Source organism: Halorubrum halophilum (genome assembly GCF_000739595.1).
In the GTDB taxonomy this organism is placed as follows: domain Archaea; phylum Halobacteriota; class Halobacteria; order Halobacteriales; family Haloferacaceae; genus Halorubrum; species Halorubrum halophilum.
This window is the reverse complement of record NZ_BBJP01000002.1, coordinates 78508-89970: the sequence shown is the minus strand read 5'-3', so window position 1 is coordinate 89970 and position 11463 is coordinate 78508. Positions and strand designations below refer to the sequence as shown.

The window sequence follows — 11463 nt, the reverse complement described above, 5'->3', positions numbered from 1 at the left end:
GTCTATGTGGTGTCCGGTTCACCCAGCGACCTGGATGACACCGAACTACCACGGCTCACATCAGATTTCCTCTTACGCCGGAGCGCAGGGGGCGAAATCCTCATCTTCGCGGATCTTACTGTACCCTTCGAGGGGTCATAAACCCATCGAAGCGTTTCGGATCCAGCGAAACCGGGCCGAGTTGAACGGCCCGAGTTCGCAGGTGCGTTCTTCGCATTAGTCACGATGGCCGGGTTGTATTTAACCCCGTCGAACTACCGGCGCTACGTCATGCGGTTTCATGACGGGGAAGTGTGAACGAGCGGATAGCTACGCGGACAGGCACGAAGAAAAACTGGTCTGACCTCGAAGGCTACTCGTCGTCGATGTACTCGATCCCTTGTTTCGAGACGTTCGCCTTCGTGATGTCGTCGAGGTCGTTGAGCCAGAACTCGTCGTCGGCCTCGTCGACCTCCGGGGCACTGTCCTTCCAAGCCCACCCTTCGTACTCGTGGACTTTCTGCGTCCCCTTCTCGCGGAGACGGAGCGTGATTCGCTCCGCATCCGCTTCCGAAGGCGCGGGATCAAGGGTGCGGGCGGCCTTGAGCGCGGCCTGACGAGGCATGTTACCCGAGAACTCGCTCGGTTCCGATCCGTCTTCCTCTCGAAGGGCGAAGTTTCGCTTACCGTCTTCACGTACCATGGTTTATCCTCCATGCGAACCCAACACACAGTCTGTAATAAATATATCGGGGAAATGAAAGCTGTCCTCCAAAACATTTATATACTAACTCGGTACGGGCTAGCGGTTTCGGTCGGCTTTGAGTGGATCAGAACGGGGATGGACAGTCCACATTAGTGGCGCGCGCGGAAAGACGACCGATTCGTCGTCGCGTGCGACGATCTCAAGGAGGAGCGTTACCCGGCCTGCTCGGGTGACGGATTCATCCCCGGCCTTCAGGTCGGGGCTTTCCCCTTGGCTCTCTGTAAACAACACTTATGTGTCTGGTATGGCGAATTCCGACCAGTACAACCGCGATGGTCCGTAAAAAGAAGCTCAGCCCGAGTGGCGCTAAGGACGACGACGGGGAGTACCACAACGTCCACGTGAACCTCCACGAGGACGAGCTCGCCGTCGCCGGGATGGAGATCGGTGACGAGGTGTTCGTTCGAGTCCGAGACGGGAAGATCATCATCCAGAAGGCCGACTCGAGTCCGGAAGACCTCGAACACGACTTCTGAGGTCGACCGGGCGTTCCACCGCATTCCTTGTTCTTCGAAGGCGGACCGAGACACCGAAGATCCGGGCCTCACGAGATCCGTCACGTGCGACGGCGGTCGGCGGATTGATGCCCGTCCGTGACGAGACCGAAACGATGGGCGCGTACGATCTCCTGAAGCCGGCGCTGTTCGGCCTCCCACCGGAGACCGCACACGGGTTGACACACCGGCTGTTACGGACGGTACAAACGACGCCGGTGACGGATCTCCTCCGCGACCGATTCGCAGTGACCGACCCTCGTCTGCGGGTCGAGGCGTTCGGGAACGAGTTTCCGAATCCCGTCGGCGTCGCTGCAGGCTTCGACAAGAACGCGGAGATCCCGCGCGGCCTCGCCGCGCTGGGGTTCGGCCACGTCGAGGTCGGGGGCGTCACCGCCGAGCGACAGCCGGGGAACCCGCGACCGCGGCTGTTCCGGCTGCGCGAGGACGAGGCCCTGATAAACCGGATGGGATTCAACAACGAGGGCGCCGACATCGTCGGCGAGCGGCTCGACAGGGAACCGCTGCCGGAGGTCCCGGTCGGGATCAACATCGGGAAATCGAAGTCGACGCCCCTCGACGAGGCCCCCGACGATTACCTGTACACGTACGAGCGCGTCGCGGACGCGGGCGACTACTTCGTCGTCAACGTCTCCAGTCCGAACACGCCCGGCCTCCGAGAGCTCCAGAACCGCGCGGCGTTGGAAGAGATACTCGGCACCCTCGCGGACGCGGGCGCCGACCCCCTCCTCGTGAAACTCTCTCCGGACCTCCCGGAGCCGGTCGTCGAAGACGCGCTCGGCGTCGTCGACGATCTCGGTCTCGACGGCGTCATCGCGACCAACACCTCGACCTCGCGGCCGAACTCCCTGAAGAGCCCGCGGCAGGCGGAGCGCGGCGGGCTCTCTGGGAAGCCGATCGAGTCGATCGCCACGGAGCGGATCCGATTCGTCGCCGAGCGCACGGACGTTCCGGTGATCGGCGTGGGCGGCGTTTCGGACGCGAAGGGCGCCTACGAAAAGATACGGGCGGGCGCGTCCGTCGTACAGCTGTACACGGGACTCGTCTACGAGGGCCCGAGCCTCGCGCGCGACATCAATGAGGGGATCCTCGACCTCCTCGACCGCGACGGCTTCGACTCGGTCGAGGCCGCCGTCGGCGCGGATCTGTAGGCGGAGCCCGAATCCCCCGAGCGTGACCGCCTACGTGTCGTCGCGGACGATGACGACCACGTCTTCCGCCTCCAACAGCTCACCGTCACCCTGGTACTGTCGCTCCTCTTCGATCTCGAACTCCCCGTCAACAAGCGTGACGCCCGCGACGTGAAGTTCGTCGCCGTCGATCTCGTACTCGTCCTGAGCGAGTGCCGCCTCGATGTCCCCGACCTGGTCGCCGTACTTCGGACCGACCGTCGCGTAATCGAGGTCGATCCCGGTCACCACCGTCTCGACCGGGGCGTCCTCGTCGGGGTGAACGGTGAGGTCGGCGACGTGCATCACGCCGGTGATGTCGTCCTCGAACCCGCGGACGTCGGCGTACACCTCGACCGCGTCCAGCTCGGCGTTCAGCGGGAGCTGGTTCTCGCTCTTGTACTTCCGGAGGACGCCGACCACGGCGGTGGCGGCCGCACCCGCGTCTCGGTCGGCGTCGGTCCCGAGCGGCTCAGGCCAGTCGACGAGGTGGACGGAGTCGCCGGCGCCGTCGGCGGCGTCGGGCGCCTCGGTCGCGGCGTCCGCATACATGTCGTGCCACAGCTCCTCGGTGACGTGCGCGAGCAGCGGGGCGAACAGCTTCAGGAACCGCCGATGAGCGGTTCGGAGCGTGTACGCCGCGGCGTCGTCCTCGCGCTGCTTGGCGATCTCGAGGTAGTCGTCGCAGAACGTGTTCCAGAAGAAGCTCCGGAGCTCGTCGCGGGCCTTCGAGAACGCGCGGTCCTCGAACAGCTCGGTGAGCCGTTCGATCTCGCCGTCGAGCTCGGCGAGCAGCCACCGGTCGAGCTCCCGGAGCTCCTCGTCGGCGGGCTCGTCCGGATACGGCTCCGGCGCCAGCGACTCGACGAGTTTGGAGGCGTTCCACAGCTTGCGGATCAGCTTCTCGCCCGCGCGGAGGTCCTTTTCCTTGAACGGGAAGTCGTCGCCGACGGCGGTGCCGGCGGCCCAGTAGCGCGTGGCGTCGACCGGGAACTCCTCGAGGACGGTCTCGGGCTCGACGACGTTTCCGACGGACTTGGACATCTTCTCGCGGTTCTCGTCGAGGACGTGCCCGTTGATCATCGTCTCCTCGAACGGGACCTCGCCGGTGTGCTCGTAGCACTTGACCAGCGTGTGGAACAGCCAGAAGCTGATGATGTCGTGGCCCTGCGGCCGGAGGTCGAACCGGTACAGCTCCGGGTGCTCCATGGTGAACTCCTCGGCCTCCTCGTCCCAGTCCCAGCCGGCGTTGACGAGCGGCGTCAGGCTGGAAGTGGCCCACGTGTCGAGCACGTCGTCTTCCGGCTCGAACTCGTCGTGGCCGCACTCGGGGCACGCGTCGACCGGCGGGTCGTCCGAGAGCGGGTCGACCGGGAGGTCGGCCTTCTCGGCGACGACGACGTCGCCGCAGTCCTCGCAGTACCACACGGGGAACGGGATGCCGGAGGAGCGCTGCCGGGAGATGAGCCAGTCCCACTGCAGCCCCTCGACCCAGTGTTCGTACCGGCTGAACATCTTCTCGGGGGACCAGTCCATCTCCCGGCCGATCTCGAGGTACTCGTCCGTCTTGTCGAGCATCTCGATGTACCACTGCTCGGTGACGAGGAACTCGACGCTCGTCCCGCAGCGCTCGTGGACGTTGACCGTGTGAGTGATGTCGCGTCGGTCGAGCAGCGCGCCCGCCTCGTCGAGGTCCTCGACGATGTCCTCGCCGGCCTCGTCGGCGTGCAGTCCCTCGTACTCCTCGGCGACCTCGGTCATGTGGCCGGACTCGTCGATGGCGACGCGGAGGTCCAAGTCGTGGACCTGGTACCACTCGATGTCGTTCTGGTCGCCGAACGTACAGCACATCACGATGCCGGAGCCCGTCTCCATGTCGACGCGCTCGTCGGCGATGATCGGCACCTCGTGGCCGAACAGCGGGACCTCCGCGGACTCGCCGACGAGGTGCCGGTTCTCGTCGTCGTCCGGGTGGACGAAGACGGCGACGCAGGCCGGGAGGAGTTCGGGCCGGGTCGTCGAGATGACGAACTCGTCGGGGTCGTCATCGTTCGCGTCGCTCCCGGCGACCGGGAACGCGATGTCGTTGAAGTGGCTGGCCTGCTCGTCGTCCTCGGTCTCGACCTGCGAGATGGCGGTCTCGCATTCGGGACACCAGATCGCGGGCGCCTTCTCGCGGTACTCGCGGCCTTGGTCGTACAGGTCGACGAACGACAGCTGGGAGACGCGCTGAACGCGCGGCTCGATCGTCTGATACGTGTGGTCCCAGTCGACGGAGACGCCGAGCGACTGGACGTTCTCGGTGAACTGCTCCTCGTAGTTCGCACAGACCTCGCGGCACTTCGCCTGGAACTCCCGGCGCTCGAAGTCCTGATGGCGGATGTCGAGTTCGTCCTCGGTGAGCCGCTCGGAGGCGATCCCGTTGTCGTCGTAGCCGAACGGGAAGAACGTCGCCCCGCCGTTCATGCGCTCGAAGCGCGCGACGAAGTCCTGGAGGGTGAAGCCGTACAGGTGGCCCATGTGGAGGCTCCCCGATACCGTCGGCGGGGGCGTGTCGATAGAGAAGACGGTGTTCGGATCGACCGGGTCGTCGTCGGGGTAGGCGTACGTCTCCTCGTCGACCCATCGCCGCTGCCAGCGCGGCTCGACGGCGTCGGGGTCGTACTCACCACTGGGCATTTCACGCGCATCTTCCGCCGGTTCCCTCTTAACGGCCTCGGTTGTGTGGGACCAGTTGCGCGGTCAGGCGCGGAGACGTGCGCGGAACGGCGATCAGACCGTGTCGTCGAGGTCGTGTTCGGCGGCCATCTTCGACGCCTCCGACGCGAACCGCTCGATCTCGTCGGCCGGGCTCTCCCCGAGCGCGTTCTCCTCGACCTCGCGGCCGGCGGTGATCCCGTCGCCCGTGAGGAGCCGCTGTTCGGCCAGCTCCTTCGTGTGCATGCGCTCGCCGTCCTCCGTGGCGTAGGTGAGCCGCACGAGCCCCTTCGAGTCGAACTCCCGATCGACGAGCCAGACCGTGGTCATACGCGGGGATGGGTGCCTGCGACGCTTAAAAAGGACGGTCGTGACCGGTGAACCGTCTAACGACGGCGTTCGATCTCGACGGTTTGCGGTCGGCGCGCGCCTCCGAGCGCCCTGATAAGGGCGCGAGGAGCGCGTGCGAGGGAGTCGCGAGCGAAGCGAGCGACGAGGCTGGGGAGGCGTGAGGCTGTGCGGTTGCGGTGCGGGGCGGGACTCAAAGGGGCAGCCGCGAGGACGAAGCACGCCGTAGTAAGCACCGCAGCGAGCAACGCGAGCGAGGAGCGCAACAAGGCGCGCGAGTCCTCGCGGCTGGGGCTTTGAAGGTGTTCGCAGCCGGGTCACCGATCACGTCCGACCGAGCGGCTGGGGCTTTGAAGCTGTCCGCCGCAGAGCATCGGTCCGCGATCGGTCACTCATCCGGTTCTGTCGATCCACCGTACGCCGTCGCCAGCGCTTTGTACCGCCTCGTCGAACCGGGAGGTATGCGCGTGAAGTTCGACCGAGACACCTGCGTCGGGATGTTCCAGTGCGTCGCCGAGTGGGACGCCTTCGAGAAGGACCTGAACGACGGCAAGGCCGACCTGCGGGGAAGCGAGGAGGAGGAAGAGGACGTGTTCGTCGTCGACGTGCCCGACGACGAGGAGTTCGACGCGAAGTTTGCGGCGCGGGTCTGCCCGGTCGATGCCATCGAGGTGTACGACGACGACGGCGAACAGGTGGTGTGAACGAATACCGAGTTCGGACTATCGGTTTATAAATCGCTACTGACGAAGCTCCCCGGATAAACACCTCCAAAGCCCCAGCCGTGAGACGGGCGCAGGTGACGCAAGCACCGCAACAAGGGAGCGAACGGAGTGAGCGACTGAGTGAGGAGCGCAGCGAGCGTGCGCCCGTCTCACGGCTGCCCCTTTGAGTCCCACCCCGCACGGCCTCACGCCTCCCCAGCCTCGTCGGTCACTCTCCGCTTCGCTCCGAGTGGCCGACTCCCTCGCGCGGCGCTCCTCGTGGCCTGTTGGCCACTCGGAGGCGCGCGCCAAGATGAACAATCAGCAAGAGCACCGATTACCACCTACCTCGACTTATACGCGCTCGGCCAGGTCCTCGGCGAAGTACGTGATGATCAGGTCCGCGCCCGCGCGCTTGAGCGACAGCAGCGACTCGTGGGCCGTTTCTTCTAGATCCAGCCACCCCTTCTCCGCGGCCGCGTGGAGCATCGCGTACTCACCCGAGACGTTGTACGCGGCGATAGGGTGGTCGAACTCCCGTCGGAGGTCGCCGACGATGTCGAGGTACGGGAGGCCGGGCTTCACCATCAGCACGTCCGCGCCCTCCTCGGCGTCGATCCGAGCCTCGCGGAGCGCCTCGCGCCGGTTGGCGGGATCCATCTGGTAGTGCCGACGGTCGCCGAACGCGGGCGCGCCGTCGGCGGCGTCGCGGAAGGGTCCGTAGAAGGCCGACTCGTACTTGACCGCGTAGCTCATCAGCGCCACGTCCTCGTGGCCGGCCGCGTCGAGCGCCTCGCGGATCGCCCGAACCTGTCCGTCCGTCATCGCCGAGGGCGCGACCATGTCGGCGCCCGCGTCCGCCTGCGAGACGGCGGCCTCGGCGAGCAGGTCGAGCGTCTCGTCGTTCTTCACGGTGAGCGTCGGGTCCGTCTCGGCGGATTCCTCGATCACGCCGCAGTGGCCGTGGTCGGTGTACTCACACAGGCAGACGTCGCCGATCACGTAGGCGTCGGTCTCGGCGGTGATCTTCCGGATCGCGCGCTGGACGACGCCGTCCTCGGCGTACGCGCGGGTGCCCTCGGGGTCCTTGGACTCGGGGATCCCGAAGACGATGACCGCCTCGACGCCGGTCTCGCGGACCTCTTCGACGCGATCGACCGCCTCACTCACGGGGACGCGCTCGTGACCGGGCATCGTCTCGATCGGGACGCGCTCGTCGGTCGTCGCGTCGACGAAGACGGGCGCGACGAGGTCCGACGCCGACAGCGACGTCTCGCTGACGAGCGGGCGGACGCCGTCGGTCCGGAGCCGTCGCGGTCGGTCCGTTGGATGCATACCGAAGCGTTGGCTCCGAGGCGTCTTTTATGATCCGTCCGCGGCGAAAGGGTCGATGAAGAGGACTGAGAAGGATCGACGAACCGCTCCGACCGACGGCTATTCGACCGACTGACGGCTACTCCGACGACTCGATGTCGATCTTGTCGCGGAGCGAGGCGAGTTCGTCGGACTCGGCGAGCTCCTCGACCCGGGCCTTGAAATGCTCCTCGCAGAGCCCGACGACCACGCCGCTCTGCTCAGCCTCGTAGGTGGCCTCCCGTTCGCAGTAGTGACACCGCATACGCCACACTCTGTCGGCGTCGGGCTTAACCCTGTTTGTCGATCGGGAAGGTTGGGAACCCCGGCGCGGTCAGGCCGCGTCGGGGTGGGAGTCGGGATCGGAGACCGGCTCCGGCAGCCGCTCGCGGACCGGCGCGAACGCCTCGGCCGTCAGCCCCGCCTCGCCGAGGGTGCGCTCGTGCGCGTCGGTGCCGCCCGTCAACAGGAGGTCGCTCTCGGCGGCGACCCGCTCGACCCGCGCGTCGTCGACCGTGCGCCCGTAGGGGTAGTACCGCTCCACCGCGTCCAGTTCCCGGGCCACGTCGAGCGCGGCGTCCGCGTCGTCGTATCGGAAGGGATGGGCGAGCCCCACGAGCGCGCAGGCGTCTCGGAGGAGTTCGACGCCGCGCTCCAATTCCGTCACCTCGCGCGGGACGTAGCAAGGGCCGTCGTTCCCGATCAGCTCGTCGAAGGCCCCTGCGTAGTCGTACGGCGCCGACGACTCGTCGATCGCGCGGGCGATGTGCGGGCGCCCGAGTCCGGGGCGAGGCTCGACGCCGAGGTCGACGCCGAGCCGGTCCTCGACCGCGTCGAGGATCGCGGCCCCTCGTCGCTCCCGATCGGTCTGGAGCCGATCGATTTCGGCGTCGAGCGCCTCAGTGTGTTCGACCGCGTAGCCGAGGAGGTCGAGCCGCTCGAAGCCGGCGTCGACGCGGAGTTCGATCCCGCGGACGACCCGGACCCCGCCGCGCTCGACGACCGGCGCGCTCACGTCCGGGTGCACGCGGTCGTGGTCGGTGATCGCGACCCAATCGAGGCCGGTCTCGCGGGCGACGTCGACGAGCTCGTCGGCCGTCATGGTGCCGTCGGAGACCGTCGTGTGCGCGTGGAGGTCGGCGACGATCCGGTCCGTGTCCATGACCGCCGTTCGACGACGGCGCACTAAGCGTCGGCGGTCGAGCGCCGCCCGACCGTCGGTTGATCGTCGGCGGACGCCATGCGAAGGATCGACAATATAAGGAAATATAATTTGATTCTCCGGACTAAGGTTGTGCATGGACAATCATTAAGAACCATCGGCGGCTCGCAGTAGTTGATGCGCTTGAACGGCGTCGACGACCGACTCGAACGGCACCAATATCCGACGACCTCGGAAGAACTGATCGCGGCCCACGGGAACGCGACCGTAGAGCTCGCCGACGGCTCCGAGCGTCTCGGAGACGTGCTGGAGCGGTTCGGCGAGCAGACGTTCGACGACGCGGACGACGTGTTCACCGCGCTCCGCGCGGGCGTCTGCCACCGCGGGGTCGGTCGGCGGTTCTACTCGGACCGCGACCCGACGACCGACGCCGACGACGGACCGTCCCCGGTCTCGTTCTGAGCGAGCGGCGAAAAGCGACTTCCGTTTTTAAGCGGTTCACGTCGAGAGCGACGCGCCCACAGAGTTAACCGCGCTACCGACGCGCGGCGCCGAGAGACGGACTCGCACGACTTCGCCGAACTCTCCATTAGGAGACAGAATGCGATCCGGTTCCGGTCGGTACGGGAGCAGCAACGAGAGAGTACGGGAGTAAGTATTGCAGATCGGTGGGACAATGCAGTATTTAAACAGCCCTGACCGACGGCACCGATCGCTTATAAATACCTATGCGGTGGCGCGCCCCGGTGAGCGGCCCTATGGGCCACTCACCGACGGTGCGAGGTCGCCGGCGCTGTGCGCCGGCTGCCAGAGGGACCTTCGGTCCCTCGCTGGAGTCGCTGGCGCCGTCGGCGCCAGCGACAGGGCGAGAGCGAAGCTCTCGCTTGCAACCGGCGCGTAGCGCCGGTGACAAGGCTGGGGAGGTGAGAGGTGCGGTCGCGGTGCGGGGCGGGTGGGACTCAAAGGGGCAGTCGCTGCGGGCGGCGCAGGCGACGCAAGCACCGCAACGAGGGAGCGAACGAAGTGAGCGACTGAGTGAGGAGCACAGCGAGCGTGCGCCGCCCGCAGCGACTGGGGCTTTGGAGGCCTTCACCGCGAGGTCATCGATCACGTATAAACGGTCGACAGCAACACCACTCGATCACTTATAAACAACCGGTCAACCGAATTGAAACACTTACTCCCGCGATCGATTAGGAAGCGCTCTTCGGCGATCAGCCGTTTCGGACGAAGACACACCTCAAAGAGAGGAGTTCAACAGAGCCCCTAGACCCAGTCGATCGCGGCCGACAGGTCGATCGGCACCGATCCCTTCCGGTACCCCTCCACATGCCCGTCCGGTCGCGCACGCAGGACGACCGCCGGCCTGTGTCGAACCTCGGGTTTCGCCTCGCGGACGGCCGCCCAGTCGTCCGCGGGGAAGGAGGTACAGTCCACGAAGAGGGTGACGCCGCCGCCGTGCGCCTCTAACTGCCCGCTCGTCTTCGTCTCCGCGGTGTCGCGGACCGCCGCGACGGGATCGCTCGCGGAGCGCCCGGAGACGGGCTGCGGGCGCGTCACCTCGACCAGCGAGGCGGCCCCGGTGTCCGGGTCCGTCGCGCGGTAGTCGAGCGAGTGGCCGGTCGTCACCTCGATCTCGGGCGTCACCTCGTAGCCGGCCTCGGTCAGGATCCGGGCCGCGGTGAACTCCGCGATGGCGGCGCTCATCCGGACCAGATCCAGCGACGCCGAGGTGCCGAGCTTCCCCGCCATCATCTCGCGGTGGTCGTCGAGCGTCCCCGGTCGGAGCGTCTCCTCGACGAACCCGGTCCCCTCCTCGCGGGTCGCGTCGGGGAACCCGGCCGCGTGGTCGCGGAAGAACGCCCGCGTCGTCTCCGCGCCGTCCTTCGAGCAGAACACCGGGAGGAAGTACCACGAGACGTGCGGGTACGCCGCGAGCCACGGCTCGTCGTCGTGGAGCCCGGCGAGCAGCTCCCGCTGGACCCACCGAGAGACCGGGTATGGGACCTCGTCGAAGCCGTACTTGTCCGTCCGCCAGAGCTGGCTCGGCGTCTCCGTGTTCCCGACCCAGTACCCGACCGGCCCGCCGCTGGCGCCGTCCGGCGGGTCGTCGTCGCCGTCCGTCCAGCAGAACAGCGCGAACGAGCCGTCGTCCATGTCGAATCGCCGGGCCTCGTAGCCGGGCGGCGGAGCGAACCACGGGTCGCTCGCGGTTGCCCCGAGGTTGTCGTCGAGGGGGCGTTCGAGCTGCGAGCGCACGCGGTCGGCACTCCAGCCGCCGGGCGCGCGCCTGAATCGGATCGGTTGTGCCACGACGGTGCTACCGCGCGGCGGGGTTAATCGGTTCCGGTGAGGGGAACCGGAGTACCGGAATCGGGCGCCGATCCCGGTCGCCGACGGATCCCACGTACCGATCAGTCTCTCCCCTCGATCCCTCGACAGACGTTTCGTGGATCGAACAGTTCACCGACACATATAATACAGATAGTTTCCAAGCGAGAGTGTACCATGTCAATGGGTGCCTATGACGAGGCCGAACACGAGCGTCGCGAGAAGAAGACCAGCGAAGTCGACGCCGACTTCGACGCCGAGCGGCCGGAGTACTCCGGGTCGCTCACGTACGATTCCGGCGACTCCACGGAGGCACTCCTCGACAAGTTCGAAGAGCTGCAGGGTAAGTGAATCGGCGGCTCGCGGACTCCTTCTCCGATCCGGTTGATTTCGCGGAGCGGAGCGACAGTCGTCGCTGAGTCACGACGGCGCAATGCGT

Annotated in this window: 12 protein-coding genes; 5 read left to right on the top strand and 7 right to left on the bottom strand. The window is 66.6% G+C overall.

Going from position 1 to position 11463, the window contains the following annotated elements:
• Window positions 1-352: 352 nt before the first annotated feature.
• Window positions 353-682, bottom strand: coding sequence for a non-histone chromosomal MC1 family protein (locus ACP96_RS00835; protein WP_080509952.1), 330 nt, complete (start codon window positions 680-682; stop codon window positions 353-355).
• Between the two features lie 335 nt (window positions 683-1017).
• Between ACP96_RS00835 and ACP96_RS00830 the strand changes: the two genes are divergently transcribed.
• Together ACP96_RS00830 and ACP96_RS00825 are read left to right on the top strand one after the other, a co-directional pair.
• Window positions 1018-1221, top strand: a complete 204-nt coding sequence (locus ACP96_RS00830; protein WP_050024870.1) for an AbrB/MazE/SpoVT family DNA-binding domain-containing protein — start codon at window positions 1018-1020, stop codon at window positions 1219-1221.
• 134 nt (window positions 1222-1355) lie between these two features.
• Entirely contained in the window at window positions 1356-2411 is a 1056-nt protein-coding gene (locus ACP96_RS00825; protein ID WP_050031750.1) for a quinone-dependent dihydroorotate dehydrogenase, read from the top strand.
• 30 nt (window positions 2412-2441) lie between these two features.
• Here the strand turns inward: ACP96_RS00825 and ACP96_RS00820 are convergent, their stop codons facing one another.
• Window positions 2442-5108, bottom strand: a complete 2667-nt coding sequence (locus ACP96_RS00820) for a valine--tRNA ligase (protein ID WP_050031748.1) — start codon at window positions 5106-5108, stop codon at window positions 2442-2444.
• 93 nt (window positions 5109-5201) lie between these two features.
• Window positions 5202-5456: a hypothetical protein gene (locus tag ACP96_RS00815; protein ID WP_050024874.1), complete on the bottom strand. Its 255-nt coding sequence runs from the start codon at window positions 5454-5456 to the stop codon at window positions 5202-5204.
• Between the two features lie 479 nt (window positions 5457-5935).
• Between ACP96_RS00815 and ACP96_RS00810 the strand changes: the two genes are divergently transcribed.
• Window positions 5936-6178, top strand: coding sequence for a ferredoxin (locus ACP96_RS00810; protein WP_050024875.1), 243 nt, complete (start codon window positions 5936-5938; stop codon window positions 6176-6178).
• A gap of 354 nt (window positions 6179-6532) precedes the next feature.
• Here the strand turns inward: ACP96_RS00810 and hemB are convergent, their stop codons facing one another.
• The 3 genes from hemB to ACP96_RS00800 all read right to left on the bottom strand — a co-directional run bounded on the left by hemB (window position 6533) and on the right by ACP96_RS00800 (window position 8693).
• On the bottom strand, window positions 6533-7513 hold the full coding sequence (gene hemB, locus ACP96_RS00805; protein WP_050031747.1) for a porphobilinogen synthase: 981 nt from the start codon (window positions 7511-7513) through the stop codon (window positions 6533-6535).
• 118 nt (window positions 7514-7631) lie between these two features.
• Complete coding sequence (locus ACP96_RS19065; protein WP_008005682.1) at window positions 7632-7796, bottom strand: DUF6757 family protein; 165 nt, start codon at window positions 7794-7796, stop codon at window positions 7632-7634.
• Window positions 7797-7865: 69 nt separating this feature from the next.
• Complete coding sequence (locus tag ACP96_RS00800; protein WP_082222421.1) at window positions 7866-8693, bottom strand: PHP domain-containing protein; 828 nt, start codon at window positions 8691-8693, stop codon at window positions 7866-7868.
• Between the two features lie 177 nt (window positions 8694-8870).
• On the opposite strand from ACP96_RS00800, the gene ACP96_RS00795 reads away from it, so the two are divergent.
• Window positions 8871-9155, top strand: a complete 285-nt coding sequence (locus ACP96_RS00795; protein WP_050024880.1) for a DUF5789 family protein — start codon at window positions 8871-8873, stop codon at window positions 9153-9155.
• A gap of 804 nt (window positions 9156-9959) precedes the next feature.
• Here the strand turns inward: ACP96_RS00795 and ACP96_RS00790 are convergent.
• Window positions 9960-11006, bottom strand: coding sequence for a DUF5784 family protein (locus ACP96_RS00790; RefSeq protein ID WP_050031745.1), 1047 nt, complete (start codon window positions 11004-11006; stop codon window positions 9960-9962).
• Between the two features lie 201 nt (window positions 11007-11207).
• On the opposite strand from ACP96_RS00790, the gene ACP96_RS19060 reads away from it, so the two are divergent.
• Window positions 11208-11375 (top strand): DUF5786 family protein, encoded by a 168-nt coding sequence (locus ACP96_RS19060; protein ID WP_004599209.1) that lies wholly within the window; start codon window positions 11208-11210, stop codon window positions 11373-11375.
• The last annotated feature ends 88 nt before the right edge of the window (window positions 11376-11463 follow it).